Origin of the sequence: Halorhodospira abdelmalekii (genome assembly GCF_016583625.1) — a bacterium.
In the GTDB taxonomy this organism is placed as follows: domain Bacteria; phylum Pseudomonadota; class Gammaproteobacteria; order Nitrococcales; family Halorhodospiraceae; genus Halorhodospira; species Halorhodospira abdelmalekii.
This window is the reverse complement of sequence record NZ_NRRN01000013.1, coordinates 19,120-44,627: the sequence shown is the minus strand read 5'-3', so window position 1 is coordinate 44,627 and position 25,508 is coordinate 19,120. Positions and strand designations below refer to the sequence as shown.

18 protein-coding genes are annotated in these 25,508 nt (G+C 61.7%); 6 read left to right on the top strand and 12 right to left on the bottom strand.

All coding sequences use genetic code 11. The annotated features are described in order from the left end of the window. Positions 1-53 precede the first annotated feature (53 nt). From CKO15_RS04640 to CKO15_RS04620, 5 genes are all read right to left on the bottom strand, one after another. Entirely contained in the window at positions 54-1,277 is a 1,224-nt protein-coding gene (locus CKO15_RS04640; protein WP_200193003.1) for a LytR C-terminal domain-containing protein, read from the bottom strand. Positions 1,278-1,377: 100 nt separating this feature from the next. Next, positions 1,378-2,772, bottom strand: coding sequence for an oxygen-independent coproporphyrinogen III oxidase (gene hemN, locus CKO15_RS04635; RefSeq protein WP_200193000.1), 1,395 nt, complete (start codon positions 2,770-2,772; stop codon positions 1,378-1,380). A gap of 109 nt (positions 2,773-2,881) precedes the next feature. Then, positions 2,882-4,099, bottom strand: coding sequence for a beta-ketoacyl-ACP synthase I (gene fabB / locus CKO15_RS04630; RefSeq protein ID WP_200192998.1), 1,218 nt, complete (start codon positions 4,097-4,099; stop codon positions 2,882-2,884). 33 nt (positions 4,100-4,132) lie between these two features. Continuing rightward, positions 4,133-4,663 carry a bifunctional 3-hydroxydecanoyl-ACP dehydratase/trans-2-decenoyl-ACP isomerase gene (gene fabA, locus CKO15_RS04625; RefSeq protein ID WP_200192996.1) on the bottom strand — a complete coding sequence of 177 codons (531 nt, stop codon included), beginning with the start codon at positions 4,661-4,663 and terminating at the stop codon, positions 4,133-4,135. Between the two features lie 262 nt (positions 4,664-4,925). After that, the gene (locus tag CKO15_RS04620; RefSeq protein WP_200192994.1) at positions 4,926-5,432 is read right to left on the bottom strand and encodes a DUF4168 domain-containing protein; all 507 of its coding nucleotides are present in this window, start codon (positions 5,430-5,432) and stop codon (positions 4,926-4,928) included. Positions 5,433-5,694: 262 nt separating this feature from the next. Between CKO15_RS04620 and CKO15_RS04615 the strand changes: the two genes are divergently transcribed. Next, the gene (locus tag CKO15_RS04615; RefSeq protein WP_200192992.1) at positions 5,695-6,897 is read left to right on the top strand and encodes a TraB/GumN family protein; all 1,203 of its coding nucleotides are present in this window, start codon (positions 5,695-5,697) and stop codon (positions 6,895-6,897) included. 99 nt (positions 6,898-6,996) lie between these two features. Here the strand turns inward: CKO15_RS04615 and CKO15_RS04610 are convergent, their stop codons facing one another. Next, a complete protein-coding gene (locus CKO15_RS04610) occupies positions 6,997-8,550 on the bottom strand; it encodes a peptide chain release factor 3 (protein WP_200192990.1) in 1,554 nt (517 codons plus the stop codon). A gap of 163 nt (positions 8,551-8,713) precedes the next feature. Here CKO15_RS04610 and CKO15_RS04605 point away from each other — a divergent pair, with 163 nt between their 5' ends. Then, positions 8,714-9,658 carry a M90 family metallopeptidase gene (locus CKO15_RS04605; RefSeq protein ID WP_200192988.1) on the top strand — a complete coding sequence of 315 codons (945 nt, stop codon included), beginning with the start codon at positions 8,714-8,716 and terminating at the stop codon, positions 9,656-9,658. Between the two features lie 153 nt (positions 9,659-9,811). Here CKO15_RS04605 and CKO15_RS04600 read toward each other — a convergent pair whose 3' ends face one another. Continuing rightward, positions 9,812-11,722 (bottom strand): propionyl-CoA synthetase, encoded by a 1,911-nt coding sequence (locus CKO15_RS04600; RefSeq protein ID WP_200192985.1) that lies wholly within the window; start codon positions 11,720-11,722, stop codon positions 9,812-9,814. Positions 11,723-11,941: 219 nt separating this feature from the next. On the opposite strand from CKO15_RS04600, the gene CKO15_RS04595 reads away from it, so the two are divergent. Then, complete coding sequence (locus tag CKO15_RS04595; RefSeq protein ID WP_200192983.1) at positions 11,942-12,724, top strand: SDR family oxidoreductase; 783 nt, start codon at positions 11,942-11,944, stop codon at positions 12,722-12,724. Positions 12,725-13,023: 299 nt separating this feature from the next. Here the strand turns inward: CKO15_RS04595 and CKO15_RS04590 are convergent, their stop codons facing one another. Further along, positions 13,024-14,700, bottom strand: a complete 1,677-nt coding sequence (locus CKO15_RS04590) for a PAS domain-containing protein (protein WP_200192981.1) — start codon at positions 14,698-14,700, stop codon at positions 13,024-13,026. Between the two features lie 237 nt (positions 14,701-14,937). Here CKO15_RS04590 and CKO15_RS04585 point away from each other — a divergent pair, with 237 nt between their 5' ends. Next, positions 14,938-16,230 (top strand): tyrosine-type recombinase/integrase, encoded by a 1,293-nt coding sequence (locus tag CKO15_RS04585; RefSeq protein WP_200192979.1) that lies wholly within the window; start codon positions 14,938-14,940, stop codon positions 16,228-16,230. Between the two features lie 111 nt (positions 16,231-16,341). Next, on the top strand, positions 16,342-17,010 hold the full coding sequence (locus tag CKO15_RS04580; RefSeq protein ID WP_200192977.1) for a class I SAM-dependent methyltransferase: 669 nt from the start codon (positions 16,342-16,344) through the stop codon (positions 17,008-17,010). A gap of 48 nt (positions 17,011-17,058) precedes the next feature. Here the strand turns inward: CKO15_RS04580 and CKO15_RS04575 are convergent, their stop codons facing one another. From CKO15_RS04575 to CKO15_RS04560, 4 genes are all read right to left on the bottom strand, one after another. After that, a complete protein-coding gene (locus CKO15_RS04575; RefSeq protein ID WP_200192975.1) occupies positions 17,059-20,172 on the bottom strand; it encodes an efflux RND transporter permease subunit in 3,114 nt (1,037 codons plus the stop codon). Next, positions 20,169-21,632 (bottom strand): efflux RND transporter periplasmic adaptor subunit, encoded by a 1,464-nt coding sequence (locus CKO15_RS04570; RefSeq protein ID WP_200192973.1) that lies wholly within the window; start codon positions 21,630-21,632, stop codon positions 20,169-20,171. Before CKO15_RS04570 ends, CKO15_RS04575 begins: the two co-directional genes overlap by 4 nt. Beyond that, positions 21,629-22,933 carry a TolC family protein gene (locus CKO15_RS04565; protein ID WP_200192971.1) on the bottom strand — a complete coding sequence of 435 codons (1,305 nt, stop codon included), beginning with the start codon at positions 22,931-22,933 and terminating at the stop codon, positions 21,629-21,631. The genes CKO15_RS04570 and CKO15_RS04565 overlap by 4 nt, the downstream gene beginning before the upstream one ends. A 195-nt stretch (positions 22,934-23,128) precedes the next feature. Next, complete coding sequence (locus CKO15_RS04560; RefSeq protein ID WP_200192969.1) at positions 23,129-23,668, bottom strand: hypothetical protein; 540 nt, start codon at positions 23,666-23,668, stop codon at positions 23,129-23,131. 343 nt (positions 23,669-24,011) lie between these two features. On the opposite strand from CKO15_RS04560, the gene CKO15_RS04555 reads away from it, so the two are divergent. Further along, complete coding sequence (locus tag CKO15_RS04555) at positions 24,012-25,505, top strand: SulP family inorganic anion transporter (RefSeq protein WP_200192967.1); 1,494 nt, start codon at positions 24,012-24,014, stop codon at positions 25,503-25,505. Positions 25,506-25,508: the final 3 nt, after the last annotated feature.

Sequence of the window (25,508 nt, the reverse complement as noted above, 5' to 3'; positions counted from 1 at the left end):
CTGGGAATGAACCAAACAGGGACCACACTGTGGCGTCGGAGTTTTGCTATTCTTTAATCGAGAGCAGTCTCCAAATCGAAGCCGATCAAGACGACAATGTCGGCACCATCCGGGATCTCGTTGCTCTCCTCAATAAGCTGATGCCCCGGTAGTGCACGGGCGATCTCTACTGCCTTATCGGTCAAACCGTGAGCATGACGAATAACGGTACGGTCACGAGTCGGAGCATCGGGGTCTTGACGCATATCGACAAGACGCACCTCAAGGGGATCGAGTAGGCGACCGACCGAACTTTTAAGTTCAGCAATACCCGATTGATTGAGTAACAGAACTTCTGTTTCGGGACTCGCTACGGGGTCGCCGCTCGGGGTCCCAAGCAGCCAACGCCGTTCAAGGTTGTGGACGCTGCGTCCTAGGGCGTCGACTTGTCGCTCCAGTCGTGCCATACGAGCTGTCACCTGTTCGACACCGCGCGATGCCGCAGCGTCTCCCCAACCTGTCTCAAAGTTGTAGCTATAGGTTACGAAGACCGCACGCTCAGGCTCCCCTCCACGTTCGGCCATGTCGAACTGCGAAACCAAGAAAAGTGAGCGCCCTTCAGCGATTTTCCAGTGGAATCCCGGGCGGAGGGAGAGGCTCTGCTGTTCGCTACGCCGATTGCCGGAGGCGCCTACGGTTGCACGGAGCCCAAAGTAGGGAGTAAAGTCGCCCTCGACGTTAATGTCCATGGCCGCCTCTAGCGTCAGCAGACCGACAGCTCGGTAAGAGCCCGGACCGGCATCCTCGTCGGGGCGGCGCTGGTCGATATGCTCCCACGCTCCGCGCAGGTAGAGGTCGTTACCGGCGTAGATCCCATCGCGACGCCAATCGACGGCAACGCCTAGATTGGTACGGCCGCTGCCAACTCCTTCGAGTTCGCTATTCGCACCAACCATGGTATGGAAACGAATAACTGACTGCGTCGCTCCGCGATCAAGCCACTGATAGGAGAGATCAAGGTGCAGATCACTGCGCAGTGCCGAGTCTTTACTCTTTGAGTCGTAGCGGTAGGGGATACCCAGCGCCAGATCGAAGGGTCCAGGTGCCCCGGCTCTTAGGCGTGGCATGAAATCAGCGGTGGTGCCGTGATCACTGCTGTAGTTGCGGACACCGGTGAAAAGCTGCGCCTCGAAAACCCCCGGCTCGAAGACCTGGGTATGCGGGGGGAGGGGGCTAGCGAGGGCGGCCCCGGTGGTCAAAACCAGGGCCGTTCCGCCTAAAAGAGTTCCGCGCTTCACGACACTAGAGCACCTTTATCGGTCGAAGATGACTTCTCTGTCCTTTTCAACTCCTACGGACTTTTCCAAGCCTTTTAAACAACCAGGCAGGAACTAGGCTCTAGAGCACCTTGCTGTAGCGCCGCGTCTCTGCGGCATCGCGCTCTAGATAAGCGTCGAAGGCCATGCCGACATGGCGCAGCAGCAGTCGACCACGCGGCAAGACCTGAATCCGCTCATCGTTAATATCGACCAGTCCGTCATCGACTAAAGGCTCTAGGCGTTCGATCTCAGTTGCGAAGTGGCTCTGGAAGTCGATGCCGTAGCGCGACTCGATCTCGGCGAAGCGCAACTGCGAGTGACACATTAGTTCGATGATGACTTCGCGGCGCAATTGGTCTTCTTGGCTCAGCTCCATACCGCGGAAGACAGCCAGGCGGCCATTGGCAATACGCTCTTGATAGGCCTCGGGTTCACGCAGGTTCTGGCTGTAGGTCGGACCGATTTTACCAATCGAAGTCGAACCGAGGGCGATGAGATCACAGTCAGCCCGGGTCGAGTAGCCTTGGAAGTTACGATGGAGCGTACCCTGCTTTTGCGCCTTCGCCAGCCCATCCTCGGGCAGGGCAAAGTGATCCATGCCGATAAAGACGTAGCCAGCCTCAGTGAGCTTTTCGATGGTACGACCGAAGAGTGCTAGCTTTTCATCCGGGCCGGGCAGGTCGGACTCACGGATTTGGCGCTGGATCTTGAACAGATGGGGCAGGTGGGCGTAGTTGTAGATCGCTAGACGCTCGGGGCGGATATCGACAATCTCATCAAGCGTCCGATCGAAGCTCTCAGCGGTCTGTTTGGGTAGACCGTAGATCAAATCGATGTTGGTCGAGCGGAAACCGTACCGACGTCCCTCTTCGATGATCGCCCGACACAGCTCTGGGCTCTGTTCGCGGTTGACCGCCGCCTGTACGACAGGGTCGAGGTCTTGGACACCGACGCTCATGCGATTAAAGCCGAGTTCGGCCAAGTGAGCGACCGTCTCGAGCTGGAAGTCGCGGGGATCGAGTTCGATCGAAAACTCGCGCCGATCGCCCTCCTCAAGCTGGAAATGATCGCGCAACGTCTGCACTAGGCGAGCAATATCCTCGTCACGCAGATAGTTTGGCGTGCCACCGCCGAGATGAAGCTGCTCGACACGGCGCGTATCCGCGAAGAGTTCGCCCTGCAGGGCGATCTCACGGAAGACGTGATCGAGGTACTCCTCGGCCCGCTGATACTTTGCCGTGACGATCTTGTTGCAGCCGCAGTAGTAGCAGACATTTTTACAGAACGGTACGTGCATGTAGACGGAGAGCGGTTTCGGCTCGGCAGCCTCGTTGCTGTCTCGGGCCGCCCGCGCGTAGGCCTGGTCGTCGAACCCCTCATGGAATTGCGGCGCCGTCGGGTAGGAGGTATAGCGCGGCCCGCTGACATCGTAGCGGCGCAGCAAATCGGGATCAAAGTGAAGACGTTGTTCCATAGCAAGAGACCTTCACGCCTTGTTCGTCAGAGAGTGGCGGCACCGGAGCCAATCGATCGATCACTGCGACCACGGGCTCAGTGCCACGGCAATTGACTCCAGCAACCTGTTAGCCTTCGTAACGGCGCAGTGCCAAGCTAGCATTGGTGCCGCCAAAACCAAAGCTGTTGCTGAGTACAGTAGTGAGCTCAACGCCTTCGCGGGTCGTGGTTACGATCGGCACCTCACTGGCGTCGGGATCGAGTTCATCAACATTGATCGAAGGCGAGATGAAACCGTGCTCCATCATCAGCAGTGAGTAGATAACCTCCTGTACACCGGTAGCCCCTAAGGAGTGGCCCGTCAGTGACTTAGTCGAAGAGAACGGCGGCATCCCTGTCCCAAAGACCTCGCGCATGGCCTCAATTTCGGTGACATCTCCCGCTGGGGTACTGGTGCCGTGCGTGTTGACATAATCGACCGGCGTCTCAACATCGGCGAGCGCTTGCCTCATGCAGCGCACCGCGCCTTCCCCCGATGGAGCCACCATGTCGTAGCCATCCGAAGTCGAACCAAAGCCGACGAGTTCGGCGAGAATCGGTGCCCCACGGGCCACGGCGTGATCGAGGGCCTCGACTACAACCATACCGCCGCCACCAGCGATCACAAACCCGTCGCGATTGGCATCGTAGGGCCGCGAGGCTTTCTCCGGGGTCTCGTTATACTTGGTCGAGAGTGCCCCCATACCATCGAACAGTTGCGTCAGGCTCCAGTGCTCCTCTTCACCGCCGCCGGCAAAGACGACATCCTGTTTGCCGAGCTGAATTTGCTCCATCGCTGCTCCGATGCAGTGTGCACTGGTCGCGCAGGCAGAGGTGATGGTCAAGTTGACCCCTTTGATGGCAAAGGGTGTAGCGAGGCAGGCAGAGACCGTGCTGCCCATGGTTCGCGTCACCCCGTAGGGGCCAATCTTGCGCACTCCGCGTGAGCGCAATGTGTCGGTAGCAGCAACGACGTTAGCCGTCGAAGCCCCACCAGAACCGGCAATCAGCCCAACCTTGGGGTTGGAGATCGCCGCATAGTCTAATCCGGCAGCGGCAATTGCTTGATCCATAGCGATATAGCTGTAGGCTGCAGCATCCCCCATGAAACGAAGCGTCTTACGGGGGATGTGCGCTTGAACGTCAATATCGCAACTGCCGGCAACGAGGCTGCGAAGACCCATCTCTTCATATTCGGGGCGGTAACGAATACCGGAACGGCCAGCACGCAAGGAGGCGAGCACCTCCTCACGATTGTTACCGATGCACGAGACGATGCCAAAGCCCGTAATAACAACTCGACGCACTGTCGACCTCCTTTCAGATCTGAACCTGCGCGACTACGCTGTGGCGCGCTGCAGCTCACCGGCGTTCTGGAAGAGGCCGACTTTTAAGTCAGAGGCCTCGTAGATCGTCTGACCATCGACCGCGACCACACCATCGGCGATCCCCATGACCAGGCGCCGGTTGATCACTCGTTTGAGCTCTACATTGTACGTAACCAGTCGATTCTCGGGGAGGATCTGACCGGTAAACTTCACTTCACCACAGCCGAGCGCACGACCGGCTCCGTTGCCGCCGATCCAGCCCAGATAGAAACCAACCATCTGCCATAGGGCATCGAGCCCGAGGCAACCCGGCATGACCGGGTCACCAGGGAAGTGGCAACGGAAGAACCAGAGTCCGGGATGCACATCGAGTTCGGCGGTCATCTCGCCCTTACCGTACTGCCCCCCACTTTCACTGATGCGTGTGATGCGGTCGAACATAAGCATCTTCGGCGCCGGCAGTTGCGGGTTGCCCGGGCCGAAGAGGCGACCGTGTCCGCTGAGCAGAAGCTCCTCGTAGTTATAGCTATGCTGCTTGTCCATGCGACCTTCTGTCGGTTATTTGCAGAAAAGGGGTTGGCCATCATCGCCAGCGTGCCATTATCGTACACGCTCGCGTACACTCTGACCACGCGCAGAGCGGCGGCGCTGGCTACCATGTGTGGAAAGACTCGCAATTCGCTGGATCAGCTGAATCGGCAGAGGGAAGAGAGGCGGAGCGGGGGGACGTCAACAGCCCAACCCCGACGGCGATTCCGTCAGGGTCAGGTTGGCTGTTCCGCGCGAGCGGCCCCGTCGGAAGTGATTAGTGGTTCTGATTCTCGCGAATGCGCGAAGAGACCTCATCGCGGAGCTCGGGGTCCATGTCCATGGCATTGGCAATCTCCGAGTACTCCGGCACACTGAGCCCGTTGTCCTCGATCGCCGAGACCATATCGTCATTAGCCTGCTCCTGCAGCTCGCGGGCTTGCTCACCGCCGTCGGCCTCTTGAATCTCGCTTGTATAGGCCTCTTGAATATCGATGATGTCGAGGTAGGCCTGAACAAAGCGCTCAACCTGAGCATCGCTGAAAGTCGCCTGATCGGGTTGCGGCGGTGCCAATCCAGGATCTTGCTGCTGCATGCCGGGATCTTGTTGTTGCATTCCCGGGTCCTGCTGCTGCATGCCACCGGGGGGTTGCCCCTGCATGCCGGGATCCTGTTCCGGTGGCGGTTCGGCGCCGATCTGCGCGTGTACCACGCCAGCGCCTAGCGCAGAGCAAAACAGTGCGCCCACGGCGGCCATCGGCAGGGTTCTCCGCTGATTCGACATATTCGGCTCCTCTACGTCTTAAAAGGTCACTGTCCTGTCACCACGAGACAACCTATACGGCGCAAGGTTCCCGAGTGGAGCGCTTCCATAGAAGAGAGCAGGAACTGAGAGGGCACTTAAAGAGGGCACTTACAACATGCCTTCCGCATCCCCGCCAGGCGCAGTATGATACGCACCCTTAAGCTATTGCCCCACAACTCCAGGGTCCGCGTTAACGAACGTCGCTCGATCTCCTCCTGACTCTGCTAGGAGCCTTTTGAAGATGTCAGAATCTGCACCGCAGCAGGGACCGCGCAAGTATCTTACTGTCCAGGGCACTGAGTTTGTCCTGCTCGGTACGGCGCATATCTCCCAGGCCAGCGCCGATGAGGTTGCTGCTGAGGTAGCCAGTCGCGCTTACGATGCCGTTGCTGTTGAGCTTTGCGAGAGTCGTCTGCGCAGCTTGACCGACCCCAACCACCTAGAAAATCTAGATCTTTTTCAAGCTCTGCGGGATGGGCGTGGTGGCCTGATCACGGCCAATCTGGCACTCGGGGCCTATCAGCAGCGTTTAGCGGAGCAGTTGGGCGTCGAGCCCGGAGCAGAGCTCAAGATCGCCGCTGAGCAAGCCCAGCAGTACGGCGCTGAGTTGGTCTTGATCGACCGTGAGGTCGGCACGACGATGCGCCGCCTCTACCGCAGCGTGCGCTGGTATCAGCGATTGGGTTTGATCGGTGGTCTGGTCGCTAGCGTGGCCTCTTCACAGAAGATCGAGAGCGAGGATGTAGAACGGCTCAAACGCGGCGATATCTTAGAGTCGACCTTCCGTGATATGGCGCAAGAGAGTCGTTCCCTCTACACCCCGCTGATCGCCGAGCGCGATCGCTACATGGCTGCCCGCCTGCTCGAAAGCTGCGCTGGGCGCTTTCGCAAGGTCTTGGTGGTGCTCGGTGCGGGACACCTGGAGGGGGTGGCCGAGGCCCTGGAGCGACCGACAGCCGATCCGCAGGCAGAACGTCGCGACCTCGATACCTGCCCGCCACCATCGCGCTGGCCGAAGTTTCTCGCCTGGGCCGTGGTGGCCGTCGTCCTCTCCGGCTTCGCTCTCGGCTTTGCCCAGAGCCCGGAATTGGGCTGGACCTTGGTGGCGACCTGGGTGCTGCTCAATGGGGGGCTCTCGGCGCTCGGGGCGGCGCTGGCTTACGGCCACCCGGTCACCGTTGCCGGCGCCTTCTTCGCTGCCCCGCTGACCTCACTCAACCCAACCATCGGTGCCGGTTTCGTCGCCGCTGCCATCGAACTCACCATGCGCCGCCCCCGTGTCGGCGATTTTCGCAGCCTCCGTAAGCAGTTGACGCGCTGGCAGGGGTGGTGGGTCAATCGGGTCGCGCGAACTCTGCTCGTCTTTCTCTTCGCCTCGCTCGGTTCAGCCGCCGGCACTTATCTGGCCGGAGCGCGTATTGTCGAGCGACTGATCAGCGCTTGACCGGTGTCGGCGAGGGCGAGTTCGCTGGTAGCTCGCGCTGGGGCCGGGTGGCCAGGTGCGCCGCGGTCCCAGTGGGTTGTAGCGAGCACCAGTTTGGCGTTAGCGATCGCGCGTGGCGTGGAAACCGATCTCCGGCCAGCGCTCCTGGGTCAGTTGGAGGTTGGCCCGCGAGGGGGCTAAGTAGGTAAGAGCCCCGGTCGCATCACGGCTGAGAGCGGTCTCGTTGCGATTGCAAAAACGTTCAAGCTGCTTGGCGTCGCCGCACTCAATCCAGCGGGCCGTATGCACCGGTACGGCTTCGAATGTGCACTCGACGCCGTATTCATTGCGCAACCGGTAAGCTGCGACCTCGAACTGCAGCGCACCGACCGCTCCGACGATCCAGTCACTGCCAATCAACGGCCTAAAGAGCTGTGTCGCCCCCTCCTCACAGAGCTGTTCGAGCCCCTTTTGCAGCGCCTTCATGCGCATCGGATCGCGCAGCACGACGCGCTGAAAGAGTTCAGGGGCAAAGTTCGGGATTCCCTTAAAGTGCAGCTTCTCGCCCTCGGTGAAGGTATCCCCGATAGCGATCGTCCCATGGTTGTGAATGCCGATGATATCGCCAGGAAAAGCACTCTCGGCGTGAACCCGATCACTGGCCAGAAAAGTCGTCGCGCGCGGGATCTTCATCTGCTTTCCGGTGCGCACTTGATAGAGGCGCATCCCCGGGTCGAAGCGCCCCGAGCAGACGCGTAAAAAGGCGATCCGATCGCGGTGCTGGGGGTCCATGTTGGCCTGGATCTTAAAGACGAAACCGCTAAAGTTGGGCTCATCGGCAGCGACGGTGCGTCCGGCCTCGTGGCTCAGCGGTCCCGGTGCGTGCTCGACAAAGTCATCCAGTAACTGCCGAACACCAAAGTCGTTAATCGCTGAGCCAAAGTAGACCGGCGTCAGCTCACCGGCCAGGTAACGGGCTCGATCGAAGGGCTCGCTGGCCTCGCGGATCAACTCGATCTGCTCTTGCCACTGCTCAAACTCCCCTGGAAAGCGCTCACTGAGGCGGTCGTCGGAGAGCCCATCGATGGCTTCATCTTCGGTGAAGAGGTAGACGCGATCTGTCAGCAGGTGGTAGACGCCTCGGAAGGTCCGCCCCATCCCGAGCGGCCAGGTGACCGGGGCGCACTGAACACCCAAGACCGACTCGATCTCATCGAGCAACTCGACCGGATCGCGACCTTCGCGATCGAGCTTGTTGATGAAGGTGGTGATTGGGGTGGCGCGCATCCGGCAGACCTCCATCAACTGCACGGTGCGCTGCTCGACGCCCTTAGCAGCATCGATCACCATCAGGGCTGAATCGACCGCCGTCAGCGTCCGGTACGTATCCTCGGAAAAGTCGCCGTGTCCCGGCGTATCGAGCAGATTCAGCAAGCGCTCGCGATAGGGGAACTGCATCACCGAGGAGGTCACCGAGATGCCGCGTTCGCGCTCCATCGCCATCCAATCGGAGGTGGCGTGGATCTTCGACTTGCGACCCTTGACCGTGCCAGCCATCTGGATGGCTCCGCCGTAGTAGAGCAGCTTTTCGGTCAGCGTCGTCTTGCCGGCGTCGGGGTGAGAGATGATGGCGAACGTGCGACGGCTTGCAGCCTCCTGAGCAGTATCCGGCATACTTGATCTTTCAATCCTCTTGCATGACAACGCGTTCCGCGATCTTCCTACGCAGAATACGATTGAAGCGCCCAACTAAGGCGCGCTATGGTACCACGATATCTGTGGTGAGTAAGATGCTCTCTGCGGCGAGTTTCAGGGACTGGTTAGGGCGTGCAACTGAATGGGATGGCTACGCAACTGGCGGCGCCGACGGTTGGCGCGCGGACGCAATTTACCTGCTCTGGCTTGGTCCTATGCGGAGGCCTCATTGCCTGGCTTGCGACGCCTTGGCTGGCAGGAGCGACGACAACTCGAAGCACTGGCTGTCGCCTTTCTCGATGAGAAGAGCTTTAGTGGGGTGGCCGGCGCCTCGCCCGATGAGGCGCAGCTTGCATCAATCGCCCTGCAGGCGGTCGTCCCGGTGCGTGAACTGGGACTCGACTGGTATGCGCCGTGGCGAAGCGTGGTGCTCTATCCAGCGGGCTTCGTTGCAACCCACGAGTATGTAGACGACGATGGGGTGGTGCACCTGCTCGAAGGTCCGCTCATCGGCGAGGCGTGGGAGGGCGGGCCGTTGGTGCTCTCGCTTGAGGATGCACTGCGGCCGGCGGGGGCGGGCAGCTGCGTGGTGGTGCATGAGTGTGCCCATAAGCTTGATATGGCGCAGGGTGAGGTCAATGGGCTGCCGCCGCTGCCAGCAACACTCGCCGTCGAGGTATGGGCGCGGGTCTTTCAACAGGCCTATGAACGCTTGGGACGCTATGTCGAGACGGCAGAGGCAGGCGAAGATGGGGGCGAGGGTGGCGCTGAGCGTGATGAGTCTTTATGGCTGCTGGAGGGGCAGGGGGCAACGCTGGGCCAGGGCCTGGGCACGCTAGACGGCAGCTATGGCAGTGGCGGCAATGGTTGCGGCCGACGGTGTGATCGCGACAACAGTAGCATCGCGGCCTTCGATCCCTACGCTGCCGAAGATCCGGGCGAGTTCTTCGCGGTGGCATCGGAGACGTATTTTGCCGATCCGCGCCGGTTGCGTCGCGCCTTTCCCGAGGTCCACGAGCAACTGCGGCAGTTTTACGGTTGGGAACTGCCGAGCGGGCGAGGCGGCATGAGTCATCGATCCCGTTGAAGAATGCCGGCGGGGACGCCAATGCTCCTAGGAGCCAGCATCCCCGCCGGATCTCGCCATAGAAATCCCCTTCTTTCAGGGAAGGGAGGACGTCAGATTCTCCGCCCTCCCCATCAGTCCCTCCGGGGATCCCTCCGAGGGGGGGTGCCCCCCTCAGCTGGGATCGGCGTAGCGCCCGATGCGGTGGTTGCGCATGGCATCGACGATCTCATCAAGACTGCCCGGATCGTCGATCGTCGACGGCGTCGGCACCTCGTCGCGCGCCTCTTTAGCCAGGGTGCGAATGCTCTTACGCAAGATCTTCCCAGAGCGGGTCTTAGGTAGTTTCTGTACTACAGCGACCTGGCGCAGTGCGGCGATCGCGCCGATCTCATCGCGGATCCGTTTAACGAGCTCCTTCTCAAGCTGCTCCTGTTCGATCTCTGCGCCGTCTTTGAGAACGACGAAGGCGACCGGCAGCTCGCCTTTGAGCTCATCGTGGATGCCGACGACCGCACACTCAGCGACCGCCGCGTGATCGCCGATGACCTCTTCCATTTCACCCGTCGACAAGCGGTGTCCAGCGACGTTGATAACATCATCGACCCGGCCCATGATGAAGACGTAGCCCTCCTCATCGATAAAGCCGCCATCAGAGGTGTCGTAGAACCCCGGGAAGCGCTCCAGGTACGACTTACGAAAGCGCGCATCATCATTCCAAAGCGTCGGCAAGCAGCCCGGCGGCAGGGGAAGTTTGATGGCCAGGTTGCCTTGTTCGCGCGCCGGGAGATCCTGGCCGGCATCGTCGAGGACGCGGATATCGTAGCCGGCAACCGGCAGGGTGGCCGAGCCGCTTTTAACGGGCTGCGGTTCAATTCCCATCGGGTTAGCGACGATCGGCCAGCCGGTCTCGGTCTGCCACCAGTGATCGATGATCGGCCGCTGCAGGGTATCGGCCAGCCACTCGTAGGTCGGTGGATCGAGCCGTTCACCAGCGACGAAGACGTTCTTCAGGCAGGAGATGTCGTAGTGGGCGAGGTGCTTCGCCTCGGGGTCCTCCTTCTTGACGGCGCGGAAGGCGGTCGGTGCGGTGAAGAAGGCCTTGGCGCCGTACTCGGAGATCACCCGCCAGAAGGCTCCGGCATCGGGTGTGCGTACCGGCTTACCCTCGTAGACGACGCTGGTACAGCCGCGAATGAGTGGCGCGTAGACGATGTAAGAGTGACCGACCACCCAGCCGACATCGGAGGCGGTCCAAAAGACCTCGCCGGGATGTAGATCGTAGATCGCCTCCATGCTCCAGTTGAGGGCTACGGCGTAGCCACCGCCTTCGCGCACGACGCCTTTCGGTTTGCCGGTCGTCCCCGAGGTGTAGAGGATGTAGAGCGGATCGGTGGCATCAACCGGTACTGCATCGGCCGGCGTGGCGGCTTGCACCTGCTCGTGCCAATCGAGATCGCGCCCCGCCTGCAGCTCGACTTCGGCCTGCGGGCGGGCGACGTAGACGACGTGCTCGGGCTGGTGGTGGGCACGCTTGAGCGCCTCGTTGACCAGTGGCTGATAGGGGATAACGCGCTCAAATTCGATCCCGCAACTGGCGCTCAGCACGACCTTCGGAGCGGCGTCGTCGATGCGTACCGCCAACTCGTTAGCTGCGAAGCCGCCGAAGACCACCGAGTGAACAGCGCCGAGGCGGGCGCAGGCGAGCATTGAGATCACTGCCTCGGGAATCATCGGCATGTAAATGACCACGCGGTCGCCCTTAGCGACCCCCAGATCGCGCAACATACCGGCCGCTTTGGCGACTTCATCACGCAATTGACGGTAGGAGAAGCTGGTTTTAGTTTGACTGACCGGGGAGTCGTAGAAGATGGCGGTCTGCTCGCCGCGACCGGCATCGACGTGGGCATCGAGCGCCAAGTAAGCGACGTTGAGCTTTCCGCCCTTGAACCAGTGGTAGAATCCGTTTTCATCCTGGCTCAGGATCTGTTGCGGCGGCTCGTGCCAGACAAGGCGCTCGGCCTGGCGTCTCCAGAAGCCCTCGGGATCGCGGATCGACTCCTGGTAGACCTCTTGATATGCCATGGCTCCTCCCTCCGTGTGCGATGACTATTAAGATGATTTTATAGTGATAGCCGTACGGCGCAGTTTTTTTGATATTCGCCAGTTTTACGCCCGCTCATTGTACGACTGCCACGCAGTTGGCGCTATCCTCCTCGACCCACGCTAAAGGAAGAGCCTCCCCGGGGCGCTGCAGGGGTGATATTGTATTCACGATTGGGAGATTTTTTTGGCGGAGGAGCTATGAAGTGGCAGGAGCATGAGATTGCGGTCGTCACCGGTGGTGGCAGCGGGCTCGGTCGCGCCCTCACTGAAGGGCTGCTTGAGCAGGGCGCTCGGGTGCTCATCGCTGGCCGCCGTCAGACGCCGCTTGAAGAGACCGCAGCACTGGCTCCCGACCGGGTCATTGCACAGCGCGCTGACCTGAGCACCGAAGAAGGACGCGCACAGGTGGCCGCCGCGGTGCCGGAAGGCTGTAAGGTGCGCGCGGTGATCCACAACGCCGGCGTGTTGGAACCGGTCGGGCCGCTGCATGCGGTCGATTTAACAGCCTGGCGGCACGCCTTTGCAACGAACGTAGAGGCTGCGCTCTTTCTGACTCAGAGTCTGCTGCCAGCGATGCAGCCGGGGAGCCGTATCCTGCAGATCTCATCCGGGGCAGCCCATCGACCGGTCGCCGGCTGGGGCGCCTACTGTGCAAGCAAGGCAGCGCTGTTCATGATCTACGAGACCTTGCGGGATGAACTGCGACCCCACGGAGTGCTTGTAGGCTCGGTTCGCCCCGGCGTCGTCGATACGCCCATGCAAGAGCTGATCCGGCAGCAGACCTCGGAGCAGTTCCCGGAGGTCGAGCGCTTTATCAAGCTCAAAGAGCGTGGGCAGTTACATGCTCCAGAGAAAGCGGCTGACTTCGTTCTTTGGGCACTGCTGGAGACTGGCGATAAGCAGTTTATCGAGCATGAGTGGAACATCGCCGATGAGGAGCAGCAAACCCGATGGCAGGAGACTCGGCGGGCCACACAGTAAGTCATAATTCAGCCGGCCGTGTTCCGGTCTGGTAGCCCCCGAACATGAAGCCGTGCCCGACATGGTGAAGATGAACCAGCGGCGTCAAAGGGCGCCGAAGGCGTACTGAGAGTCACAACTCCGTGCCCTCCGGCCGCCCTCCTACTTCGCATAATGTATATTATGTTAAATTCTCTACGCGCCGCCGAGGCGGCCTTCTTCTCCTGTACTGAGCGGCTTGTCTCCGTTCGCGCTGAACTCTTGCCGACCACTGCTCTAGTTTGTGGCCGCACTTCCGCACCTCCTCCCACAGGACGCTGTTACTTCTGCCGCCCCCGCAGCCGCTCCTCGTGCTCGGTCATATCGCGCGCCGTCGAGGCGCGCAATAGCGCCTTAGCCGCCGCTTCATCCTCCCCGGCGTCGTTATTGCGCACCGGCACGCTCTGCATGTGCACCCAGCGCACTTCACCGTCGCTGCGAATAATCCGGAAAAGCGCATCGAAGTCGCTCCGGGTCTCACGTGCCTCCCGTAAATCCGCGATGATCTGGTCACGGTCTTCGGGGTGGATCGCTTCCGAAAAGCTGCAGGGATCGGCGTAGAGGCTCTCGGTCGACCGCCCCCAAATCGTCTCGTAGGCCGGGTTGACGTATAAGAGCTTCTCTTTGTCACTGAGCCCAAAGACCTCATGGATACTCTCGGCGATTTGTCGAAAACGGCGCTCGCTGAGTGCGAGTTCTTCCTGAGCCTGCTTTGTCTGCGAGATATCGCGCAGTATCGTTGAAATCTCGGTCAACTCGCCCGAGGGAGTACTGCGATGTGGGATGATGACTTGAGAGGTGGGAATCTCGCGGCCCTGCGCATCGATAATCGCCGTCTCGCCTTGCCAGATACCGTCGCGCATGGCCGTTGGCAGTGCTTCGTTAAGCAGTAGATCAGCCGCCCACTCCGGATGGTAGTGCCGAATCGACTCTTCGACAGTGAAGGCCGGCGGCCCACCCTCACCGACTGCACCAGGGGCAACACCGTAGGGGGTCGTTGTAGCGGGCGCCCCCAGGAAAGGCTCGTCGGGTAGACCAACAACACGCCGACCCGCGGCGTTCATAAAGACCAGTCGCCCATCGGGACCGTGCATGACGACAAAATCGGAGGTGTTGTCAAGAATCGCTACCAGCTGTTGGAGTCGTTCAAGCGTGGTGACCTCGGCAGTGCGATCCTCCTCGAAGCCGACAATACGCAGCGGCACCCCCCCGTCATCGTCGCAGAGTTGCTGACACGCTGAGCGCACGTGGCGGATCTCGCCATTGGGGCGTATGACGCGATAGTCGACAATCCACGGCACACCCTGCTCTCTTGCTGCATGTGCCTCGGCCTCAATACGCAGCAGATCGTCCGGGTGGATCCGCGTGCGCCAACTCTCATAGTCGTGAAACGGCACCGCAGAGCCCGGCGGGCAGCCGTAGATCTCGATCCCGCGGGGGCCAAAATGGACTTCACCAGTGACCAAGTCGAACTCCCACACCGCGGCGTTGGCCGCTTCGATTGCTAGGGCAAATCGCTGTTCACGATGGCGCAGCGCCGTCTCCTGCTTGCGCTGCTCGGTGATATCGCGCAACGAGAGGACCAAACCGATCGCCGGCTCACCCTCGCCGGTTCGTAGTGCAGCGATATTGATTGCGGCCGGGAAGGTCGATCCATCAGAACGGTGGACGCAAACCTCCTCGTAACCACGGGGGATCTTTCCAGCGATCAGGGCCGCCACCAGCGAGTGGTCTTGGAACTCCATAGGGCAAGCTCGACACTGCTTCCGGGTGCAGATCACCTCACTAACCGCATGCCCGAGCAGTGATTCTGCGCTCTCATGGCCGAGCAAATCGCAAGCGGCGGGGTTGAGGTAGGTGAACCGCCCTTCCAGATCGAGTGTGCAGACACCCTCGGGGTGACAAGTCAGTAGGGATTGATACAACACATCGGAGTCCGTTTTAGTCTTTCTTTTCATGCTCATACCCCCGGTCGGGGCTACACACTCACGCCCCCGGGAGCCCGGGGGGCTGTCAGCCTTCAAAAAACCTCAACGCTCATGATCGAATTTTTATGCTTGAAGTATAGACCTTTTCCAGAATTGACAAAACCCCATTCCTCAAGGCCGCACAGAAGATACATCTTCTCCTTGCTGAGCGGATGAGTGCTAGAATGCGCATAGATAAAGGCAGCAGAGAGCCACGGGCAGGGGGCCATGACGGATCCGCAGAGTGATCACAGCACGAACGATACGGGCAACACGGCTTGCCAAGCGTTCTCCGGCCGCTCGCAGCCGCCGGCCGGCTACGGCTTTTTCCCTTGGGCACAGGCCAGCTGGGATGCACAGCGCTGCCCTACCCCGCATCCAGGTGGGTTTGGCCCGATCCCGCTGGGCGGAGATGGCGAGTGGGTCGCTGCGGGCAAGGGCCAACTCGCCGGTTGCAGCAACGACCTGGAGGCGGTGGCCCGCTTTCTCTCCCAGCACGCACACAACACCAACACTGTGCAGGCGTATCGTAAAGAGATCGAGCGTTTCTTGCTCTGGCTCGGCTTGGAGCGGGATCGCGCCCTGAGTGAGGCCGAACCCGACGATCTAACACTCTACGATGAGGTGCTGCACGACCCAACCCGCTGGGCGCACTGGTACGCCAATCAGCGCTACCCGCGCACCTCCCCCCACTGGCGCCCCTTTATCGGTCTGCTCTCCGATCGCGCTGCGCGCAGTGCCGTAAGCATCGTGCAGCGGCTCTATCAGTGGCTCGTTGAACAGGGCTATTTGCTGCGCAACCCGGTCGTGGCCTCGCAGGCCCGCTACACCATCACGGGGCAGTATCCGCGCCAAGAGCGCTATCTCCCGCAGCAACTCTGGGCCTATGTGTTAGAGCACATCGAGACGCGCATGCCGCGTCAAACGCCGATCGAGGAGGCGCGCTATCAGCGCGCTCGCTGGGTCTTCTCCGCCCTCTATACCCTGCTCGCCCGCGCTAGCGAGTTGATCGACTGCAGGCAAGGCGCGCTCTTCTATCGCACCGAGGCGGATGGCTCCCGGCAGTGGTGGTGGAAGGTCGTCGGCAAATACCGCCACCCTAAGTCACCGCCTGAGTACGTCCCTATTCCCGAGACCCTCATTGAGGCGTTGGGCGACTATCGCGAGCACCTAGGCTTGGCCCGTTATCCGGCGCCTGATGAGAATACACCGATGGTCGTCAGCCTCTACCCGCAGCGCGACGGCTGGCGGCCGCTCCACCGGAAGGCGGCTCACTATATCGTCAAGCAAGTCTGTCGTGAGGCGGCCGCGGCGATGCGTGAGACCGATCCAGTCTGGGCCCGCCGCCTCGACTCGGCCTCGACCCACTGGCTGCGACACAGCGGGATCAGCCATCAGATCACCTCGATCCCCCCCGATGAGCTGCTGCGCCTGGCCCGACTGCGCAGCCCGATTTTACTGCATACCTACGTTGCGACCGAAGACCTTACGCTCCCTCCTCACGCCGAGGTGCGGCGGTGATCTGCCCTGCTCTTCTCGTTTGCGTTCCCCGCTGCGTGCGCTAGTCTGGGACGCTCGGCGGCGGTTAGCGAGTGCGCCCCGCCCGCAAACACCACGCTGGAGAACTGCCCTATGGAACGCATCCCCGAGCCGGAGTTGATGGATGAGACGCAACAGGCCGCGGCCTATGCAGGAGCTGACTTCGAGGAGCCGAATCAACGCTTTGTCGAGACCTTTCTAGAGCGCTTCGGTCTACCGCGCGGCACCATGCTCGATCTCGGTTGCGGTCCGGCCGATATTCCGCTGCGTTTTGCCCGCAGCTGTCCGCAGCTGCATATCACCGCCGTAGATGGCGCACCGGCCATGATCGAGCTTGCGCAACACGCCCTTGATCGAGAGCGCGGGACGTGCCGTGAGCGCATCCATCTCGTCTGCGCCACCCTGCAAACGCTCGAGTTGCCGCCTGCTGCGTACGATGCCGTAATCAGCAACAGCCTGCTGCACCACCTGCACGATCCGGCACCCTTTTGGCAGTGCATTCGACAACACGCCCGCCCCGGGGCGGCTGTGCTGGTCATGGATCTGGCCCGTCCAGCAAGCCGCACCGAGGCGGAGTCGATTGTCGATACCTACGCGGCCACCGAGCCGCCGGTACTGCGCCGCGACTTCTTTAACTCCCTGCTCGCTGCCTTTACGCCGCAAGAGGTCACCGATCAGCTCGCGGCAGCGGCACTATTGCCCTCCCTGCAGGTCGAGCGCACCAGCGATCGGCACTGGATCGCCCATGGGCGAATCGCCTGAATACCCGGTTGAATACCCAGGTCGGTCACTGCTGCACCTGCTGCGTCTCTACTGCACCGGTCCAGCCGGCTCCGGATAGTGGCGACGCTGCCATAGGTAGTAGAGCACCGGCACGATCGCAAAGGCGATGATTGGTGCCGTGACCATCCCGCCGATCATCGGCGCTGCGATGCGCTGCATCGCCTCGGAGCCGAGCCCGGTATCGATCAACAACGGCAACAAGGCGAGGATGATGGTCATGGCAGTCATCGTCAGCGGGCGCACCCGGCGTACGGCCCCCTCGCTAATGGCGGCAATCAGCTCGGCCCGGTCCTTAGGCGCATGCTCTGCTACGGCTTGATGGAGATAGGCGAGCAGCACCACCGCAAACTCGATCGCTAATCCGCCGAGCAGGATAAAGCCGACCGCGGTGGCCACCGACAGGTCAAAACCGAGCCCATAGCTCAGCCACAAGCCGCCGACTAAGGCAAACGGCAGAGTCGCAAGCAGCATCAACGGCTCCACCCAGTTGCGGAAGCAGAGATAGAGCAGCACGAAGATCAGCGCCAAGGTCAGGGGTACGAAGAGTTGCAGTTGCTCCTGGGTGCTCTCTAACTGCTCGTACTGGCCGACGAAGCGGATCGAGTAGCCCGGCGGCAAGTCGACCTCGTCGCGCACCACCTGACGCGCTTCCGCGATGTAGCCGCCCAGCGCCCGATCGGCGATATCGACGTTCACGGTGCCGGTGCGCCGAGCGTTTTCGGTGCGTATCATCGCCGGGCCATCGACGATGGCGATTGCAGCGACATCGCCCAAGGCTAGGTGCTCACCGTTCGGCGCTACCAGCGGCAAGGCCTCCAGGGCCTCGGGGCTGCTGCGTCGCTCTTGCGGGTAGCGCAGCGAAATCGGGAAACGCTCCACCCCCTCCACCATCTGACTGACCTCCATGCCGCCTACGCCGAAGCGAATAACCGACTGGATCTCGTCGACGGAGAGTCCATAGCGAGCCGCCTCGCGGCGATCGATCTCGATCTCCAGGTACCGACCGGTAGCGGTCCGATCGGCGCGTACACTCGTTGTCCCCTCGATCTGCGCGACCGCCGCCTCGATATCGCGCCCGATCGCCTCGATCACCTCGAGATCAGCGCCGGAGATCTGAATGCCGACTGGGGCACGGACCCCTGTCGCCAGCATATCGATGCGTGTACGAATCGGCGGAACCCAGACATTGGCCACTCCAGGCAGGTCGACCGCCCGATCGAGTTCGCGGATCAGCTGTTCCTTAGTCATCCCTTCCCGCCACTGCGACTCCGGTTTGAAGCGGATCACGCTCTCGAACATTCCAAGTGGCGCCGGATCGGTCGCACTCTCAGCACGACCGGCCTTACCGAAGACCTGCTCGACCTCGGGTACTTCCATGATTAGCCGGTTGGTCTGTTGCAAGACCTCGCGGGCCTTACCGACCGACAGACCGGGATCGAGGGTCGGCATGTACATCAGGTCGCCCTCATCCATGCGCGGCATGAACTCACTACCCAGCTGACTGGCCGGATAGTAAGCCGTGGCCCCCACTGACACTGCCAGCACGAGGGTGGCCCACGGGTGACGCAGGATGACGCCGATCACCGGCCTATAGAGGGCGGTCAGCAGCCGCGCAATGGGATGCTCATGCTCTGAGCGAATGCGCCCGCGGATCAGATAGCCCATCAAGACCGGGACCAGGGTCACCGCCAATCCCGCCGCTGCGGCCATGGCGTAGGTGCCGGTGAACGCCAGTGGGGCAAAGAGCCGACCCGACTCTCCGCCTAAGGCGAAGAGCGGCAAGAAGCTGATCGTGATGACCAGCAACGCAAAGAAGAGGGGGCGTCCCGCCTCCTTCGCCGCCCTACCGATGATCTTCCAGCGATCGGCATGCGGCGGTGCGCGCTCAAGGCGCTTATGGGCGTTTTCGACCATCACGATAGCCGCATCGACCATCGCCCCGATGGTCACCGCGATGCCACCGAGCGACATGATGTTGGCGCTGATCCCTTGCGCATTCATGATCATCAGCGCCACTAAGATGCCGATGGGCAGGCTGATCAGGGCGACCAGGGCCGAACGGATGTGGAAGAGAAAGACGATCACCACCGCTGTGATGATCAGAAACTCCTGCCACAGCTTATTGATGAGGTTGGCGACCGAGCCCTCGATCAACTCGGAGCGGTCGTAGACCTCGACGATCTCGACCCCGTCGGGCAGGCTGCGTTGGAGCTCCTCTAGCCGCTCCTTAACCTGGCGAATGGTCGTTAAGGCGTTTTCACCATCGCGCATCACCAGGATGGCACCAACCACCTCGCCCTGGCCATCCAGCTCGGCGATGCCGCGGCGCATGCGCGGCCTTTCGCGAATCTCGGCGACGTGTTCCAAGAGCACCGGAGCGCCGTCGTGCTGAATGCCGAGCGGGATGTCGGCCAGATCGGAGAGCCCGCTCAGATAGCCTTTGGCACGGACCATATACTCGGCCTCGGCCATCTCCACCACCGAGCCCCCGACTTCGCGGTTGGCCGCCCGGATACGATCGGCTACATCGCCCAGCGAGAGACCGTAGGCTCGCACCGCCTCTGGATCGAGTTCCACCTGATACTGCTTAACCATGCCGCCAAGCGGTGCCACCTCAGCGATGCCGTCGATCGATTGCAGCTCAAAGCGCAGAAACCAGTCCTGCAACGCCCGCAATTGGCCAAGATCGTGTTTCCCACTCGTATCTTTAAGGGCGTACTTATAGATCCAGCCGACGCCCGTGGCGTCGGGGCCGAGAGCCGGGTTCGCGCCGGCTGGCAGATCGGGGGCGACTTGGCTGAGGTACTCCAGCACCCGGGCGCGTGCCCAGTAGAGATTGACATCGTCGTCGAAGAGGACGTAGACGTAGGAGTCTCCAAACATCGAGAAGCCACGCACGTCCTGTGCCCCTGGCACGGCTAGCAGTGCGGTGGCTAGCGGATAAGTCACTTGATCTTCAACAACTTCTGGAGCCTGTCCGGGGAAGGCAGTGTGGACAATTACCTGGGTGTCGGAGAGATCGGGGATGGCATCCAGGGGGGTGTGGCGCACGGAAAAGACCCCCCAGGCCACGATCACGGCCGTGAGCAACAGCACCAGGAGCCGGTTCTCGATAGACCACTGAATGATTCGATCGATCATGACCGCCCCTCCTCAGATTCGTGGTCGTGGTGGTCGTGGTCGTGGTGCTCATCGTGATGATGGTCATGATCATGGTCATGATGATCGTGGTGATCGTGGTGATCGTGGTGATCGTGATGGTCATGGTGCTCGCAATCGTCGTGCGCGTCGTCAACCCCCTTCTCAGCACCCTCCAATCGCGCCAGCTCAGCCGAGAGGTTGGCCTCGGAATCGATCAAGAATTGACCGGAGGTCACCACCTCGACGCCTGCATCGATACCCTCGACAGCGATCCGCTCACCGACAATCGCCCCCACCTCGACGGTGCGGGCCTGAAAACGCCCCGCGCCGAGAGCCAGGATCACCCGGGCTTGATCTCCGGTACGAATGACCGCCTCACGCGGCACGTGAATCACCTCGTCGGTGGGCTCGGCGTGAATCAGGACGCGCGTCCACATGCCGGGTCGTAGCAGGAGATCGTCATTGTCGACGTGCAAGCGGGCACGGGCGGTGCGCGACGGCGTGCTGAGAAAGGGGTAGAGGTGGTCGATCTCGCCGTTGAGACGACGCTCGCCCGAACGCAGCCGGGTGGTGACCTCGGCGGAGAGCCCCGACTGCAACCACGTGCTCTCTTGGGCGAAGACCTCCGCGAGGATCCAGAGTGTGGAGAGATCGACGATCTCCATCGCTCGTACCCCGGGGGTTAGATGATCGCCCTCGCGGATCGCAAGACTCTTGACGAACCCATCCCTGGGGGCGCGCACCTCAACCTGCTCTTGCGGCACACCGCTGTGGCGAATCTCTTCGATCTGCTCCTCATCCAGCCCTAGTGCACGCAACCGCCGCTCGGCTGCCTCCATCTCACGCCCCTCGCCGCGGCGCATCGCCTGCAAAAACTCCTCCTGAGCATTGAGGATGCGCGGTGAGAAGTAGCGAAAGAGGACTTCTCCCTGGCGGACCGGATCGCCGGTGCGGGCAACCTGGAGCTCTTCGACCCAGCCCTCGGCGCGGATATCGATGCGGCTTATGCGGCTCTCATCGGCCTGGACGTGGCCGAACGCCTCAATCGTCGGCTCGAGACGGCCGGATTCAGCAACCGCTGTGCGCACCCCCATCGCCTGTACTATACCGGGGCGGATGTGGACCGTACCCGGTGCCTCGGTAGCTCGATCCGCCCCATCGGCTTCGTCGACCTCGTCCGGGTAGACGGGGATGTAGTCCATGCCCATCTCGTCTTGCCTCGGCTCATCGGAGGTAATCGAGGGGTTGTGGGGATGGCGGTAGTAGAGTGGTTCTGCTCCGCCTTCACGGGAGCTCTCAGACCCCACCAACGTCTGCGGGATAAAACTGCTAACGATCGCGTAACCGCCGGCACCGACGAGTAGCGCCACAGCTGCGGTGAGTATGAGCTTGCCTTTGGCGGCATGGGCATTCGTGGCGTGGGTCTTCGTGGATTGGGTCTTCGTGGTATGGGCCTTCATGACTCGACCTCCCCGGTCAGATAGAGCAGTTCCGCCTGGGCCTGCGCCCGCTGAATGTCGATGCGCAGCGCGGCTAAACGCGTCTCGAGCGCATCGATGCGAGCCCGCTGCAGGGCCGTAAAGCCGATGGTCTCGGCACGGTAGGCGGCGTGCGCCGCCTCGGCGTTTTCCGCAGCGAGTTTGACGATGCGCTCGTGGTAGTGGCGGGATCGTTCATCGAGGCTGTGCCAGCGCGCATAGCGCGCCGTGAGATCACGCTCTAGCTCCAGCCAGATCTCCTGCTGCTGCGCTTGGGCTGCGTATAGACGCTGTTGACCAGCGGCGAGATGGCGATCTTGGCGATTGGCGGTGAAGAGCGGCAGTTGCACCATCACCATGGCGGAGAGGAGATCAGGCGCACTGGATGGGTCCATACCGGTGGCCCGCCGATGCCCGTAAGTAACCTCGACGGCCCAATTGGGCCGGTAGGCCGATCGCGCCTTGGCCACTCCAGCGTGACCGACACCGATCGCAGCGATTGCCTCGGCCAAACGGGGGTGATGATCGAGGTGGCGTCGTGCCTGCTCTGCCGTCTTCGGTGGCTGGCGCATCTCCGGCACGCTTTCCGGCAACGGCTGCCGCGCGGCCTCAGCCCCGATCCAACGCGCCAGCTCGGCGCGGGCCTCTTCCAGGGCCATGCCCTCCCCTACAATGCGATCCTCGAGTCTTTCGAGCTCCAAGTTCGCCTGCAGGCTATCCTGGCGTGAGACCCGTCCGGCGGCGAACTCACGCTCGGCGGCCGACTGCATAGCCTCGAAGTGGTGGCGGTTCTCTTTCAACAGGGCCATCGCCAAGTGGCGATGCAGCAGCTCGTAGTAGGCGTGACGGACCTTGCGCCGCGTCGTGCGCTCGACCCGCTCAACCCGTGCCTGCGCCACCTGCAGCTCGGCGGAGAGACGTTGCTCGGCGGCGTCCCGTCCCGTCGGGATGCGCTGACGCAGCCCGATGCGCAACTGCGTCATCGGATCGTCGCCGATTCCGAGCGAGTCGATCGGTACGTTCATCGCACCGAGTGTTAGTTCTGGATCGGGCAGCGATCGGGCGGCTGGCACCCTCTCGCGCAGCGCAGCGGCCTCGGCTCGATAGCCCGCAATGGCCGGATTGCGTTCCACAGCCAACTGTTCGGCCTGAGCCAGGGAGAGTGGTTGTGGGGAGTGGAGCGAGGCCGCAGCCGACCCCGTCGTACCGGCGAACGCCAACAGGGCGAGCGCCGTCGTCTGGAACCTCCTGCGGTTCCAGGGCGATATCGTCTTTTGTGACATGACCTTAAATCCTCGGCTCGGGGCAGTAAGCCCCGTGACCTCGCAGCGGCCTGGCTCTGAGCCCAGGAATCGACCCAGGGATCGACCCAGGGATCAACTCCAGTAATCAGGCCCAGCTATCAGGCCTAGCAATCATGCTCAGAGATCAATCCCAGAGATGGGATCATCAAGTGCGGCCGCTGCACCGACTGCGAATCAGCCGAGGTACGGTCTAGGAGGGTCCGGTTCTTGCCGAAGATGCGGCGGCAAATCGGGGTACGCCCCGTGATCGGTGGGGAGCGCCATGGAGGAAGCCGTGGCCGATAGATCGCTTATAGCCGCGGCACAGCAGGCGTTGCAGTGGCTGCAGCCGCCGGAGGAGAGCTCACCGTCATCGGAGCAACCACTCGCGGTGCTCGCATCGGTCGCCGCGGCGTGGTGACAGTCAGTGGGGGCGTGTTGATCGCTGTGCGAAGCTGTATAGGGCGGATCCCCATGGGCCGAAGGCGAAGCACCTTGATGATAGGCACACGCGGTACCGTGTAGCGAGCTCTCCGGCTCAGGCGGCCCATGCCCGTCGTGCCGGCCCTCCTCCGCAGTGCCCTGCGCTTCGCCCCGGACATCGCCCAGATGTGTGGCGGCGTCGTCGCCCGCCGACCCGGCTGCGCGCTCCAGGGCATGACAGGCGTGCACCCAGGGCGCCGTGCCCAGGGCGACGATCAGGAGCAAGACAACGATGGCGTGCGTTCGTCCCATACCTTGAGTCTAGCTGCCCGTTTGGATCTCGACCAGAGTCCGCCCTCCGTGAAGGTATGGGGTGGTGCAGGAGGAGCAGATAAAAAGCTGGCCAAAGCCCTACCTGCGGTGTAGACTTCGGCCTCTTTTTCATTTGCCGCCCACGGCCCCCCTGAGGACCGTGTCGCTGGAACACTGGATCCCGGCCACGCTCGCGCAACGCCCCCTCGCAGAAACGCCCTGACAAGACCGTTTCAGCCGCGTACGTCGCGGCCCCGATCATTACAGACGGGGCCACCGTGGCGTCTTTTGGCAATGATCCGGGCCCGGCCGACAACGAATTCGCAGTCATAGGACATCATCCATGAACCTCACCCGCATCAAGCAGGAATGGTTTTCCAATATACGCGGTGACATGCTCTCCGGCCTGGTGGTTGCCCTGGCCCTGATCCCGGAAGCCATTGCCTTTTCCATCATCGCGGGTGTGGACCCCAAGGTGGGTCTGTACGCCTCGTTCTGCATCGCGGTCGTCATCGCTTTCACCGGCGGCCGACCCGGCATGATCTCGGCGGCCACCGCGGCCATGGCCCTGCTCATGATCACCCTGGTGAAGGAACATGGGCTGGAATACCTGCTGGCCGCTACCATATTGACTGGCATGCTGCAGGTCATCGCAGGCTATCTGCAGGTGGGGCGCTACATGCGCTTCATCTCCAACTCGGTGATGACAGGGTTCGTCAACGCACTGGCCATTATGATCTTCCTGGCGCAACTCCCCGAACTCACCGGCGTCACCTGGCATGTTTACGCCATGACTGCCCTGGGGCTGGCCATCATCTATCTGTTCCCCTACCTGACCCGCTCTATCCCCTCGCCCCTGGTGACCATCGTGGTACTCACCCTTCTGGCCTGGCTGCTGAATCTGGACATCCGCACGGTCAGCGACATGGGCGAACTGCCCGACACCCTACCCGTCTTCCTCTGGCCGGACATCCCGCTGAACCTGGAAACCCTGTGGATCATCCTGCCCTACGCCCTGGCACTGACCGTGGTGGGCCTGCTGGAATCCATGATGACCCAGAACATCGTCGATGACCTCACCGACAACCGCACCGACAAGAACCGCGAGTGCAAGGGTCAGGGCATCTCGAATATCGTGGCCGGCAGCTTCGGCGGCATGGCGGGGTGCGCGATGATCGGGCAATCGGTCATCAACATCAAATCCGGTGGCCGGGGGCGGTTATCCACCTTCATGGCGGGCATCTATCTGCTCATCATGGTGGTCTTTCTCAGTCCGATCCTGGGCATCATCCCCATGGCCGCACTGGTGGCGGTGATGATCATGGTGGCTATCGGCACCTTCAGCTGGACCTCCATCAAGAACATGAAGGATCACCCGCTGAGCACCAACATCGTCATGATCACCACCGTGGCGGTCACCGTGTTCACCCACAACCTGGCCCTGGGCGTGCTGTCGGGCGTGTTGCTGGCAGCCCTGTTCTTCGCCAACAAGGTCAGCCAGTTCATGTTCGTGGGCGCCGACACCGACACCCGCCCGGATGAACACACCCTGCACCGCACCTATCGTGTGTATGGGCAGGTCTTCTTCGCCTCCACGGAGAAGTTCATGCAAGCGTTCAATTTCCGGGAGGATCTGGATAAGGTGACCATCGATCTGTCCCGTGCACATTTTTGGGACATCAGTTCCGTGGCCGCCCTTGACCGCGTGGTCATCAACTTCCGTCGTGAAGGTGTCGAGGTGGAGATCATCGGCATGAATGAAGCCACCGCTACCATCGTCGACCGTCACGCCGCACACGACAAGGCCGATGCCGCTGACCGGCTCATGGGCCACTAACCT

What these genes read in the sequence shown, in the direction of transcription:
- hemN (WP_200193000.1), bottom strand. Translation starts at nt 2,772, where the DNA reads ATGGAACAACGTCTTCACTTTGATCCCGATTTGCTGCGCCGCTACGAT.
- fabA (WP_200192996.1), bottom strand. Translation starts at nt 4,663, where the DNA reads ATGGACAAGCAGCATAGCTATAACTACGAGGAGCTTCTGCTCAGCGGA.
- CKO15_RS04620 (WP_200192994.1), bottom strand. Translation starts at nt 5,432, where the DNA reads ATGTCGAATCAGCGGAGAACCCTGCCGATGGCCGCCGTGGGCGCACTG.
- CKO15_RS04615 (WP_200192992.1), top strand. Translation starts at nt 5,695, where the DNA reads ATGTCAGAATCTGCACCGCAGCAGGGACCGCGCAAGTATCTTACTGTC.
- CKO15_RS04610 (WP_200192990.1), bottom strand. Translation starts at nt 8,550, where the DNA reads ATGCCGGATACTGCTCAGGAGGCTGCAAGCCGTCGCACGTTCGCCATC.
- CKO15_RS04605 (WP_200192988.1), top strand. Translation starts at nt 8,714, where the DNA reads ATGGGATGGCTACGCAACTGGCGGCGCCGACGGTTGGCGCGCGGACGC.
- CKO15_RS04600 (WP_200192985.1), bottom strand. Translation starts at nt 11,722, where the DNA reads ATGGCATATCAAGAGGTCTACCAGGAGTCGATCCGCGATCCCGAGGGC.
- CKO15_RS04595 (WP_200192983.1), top strand. Translation starts at nt 11,942, where the DNA reads ATGAAGTGGCAGGAGCATGAGATTGCGGTCGTCACCGGTGGTGGCAGC.
- CKO15_RS04590 (WP_200192981.1), bottom strand. Translation starts at nt 14,700, where the DNA reads ATGAAAAGAAAGACTAAAACGGACTCCGATGTGTTGTATCAATCCCTA.
- CKO15_RS04585 (WP_200192979.1), top strand. Translation starts at nt 14,938, where the DNA reads ATGACGGATCCGCAGAGTGATCACAGCACGAACGATACGGGCAACACG.
- CKO15_RS04580 (WP_200192977.1), top strand. Translation starts at nt 16,342, where the DNA reads ATGGAACGCATCCCCGAGCCGGAGTTGATGGATGAGACGCAACAGGCC.
- CKO15_RS04575 (WP_200192975.1), bottom strand. Translation starts at nt 20,172, where the DNA reads ATGATCGATCGAATCATTCAGTGGTCTATCGAGAACCGGCTCCTGGTG.
- CKO15_RS04570 (WP_200192973.1), bottom strand. Translation starts at nt 21,632, where the DNA reads ATGAAGGCCCATACCACGAAGACCCAATCCACGAAGACCCACGCCACG.
- CKO15_RS04565 (WP_200192971.1), bottom strand. Translation starts at nt 22,933, where the DNA reads ATGTCACAAAAGACGATATCGCCCTGGAACCGCAGGAGGTTCCAGACG.
- CKO15_RS04560 (WP_200192969.1), bottom strand. Translation starts at nt 23,668, where the DNA reads ATGGGACGAACGCACGCCATCGTTGTCTTGCTCCTGATCGTCGCCCTG.
- CKO15_RS04555 (WP_200192967.1), top strand. Translation starts at nt 24,012, where the DNA reads ATGAACCTCACCCGCATCAAGCAGGAATGGTTTTCCAATATACGCGGT.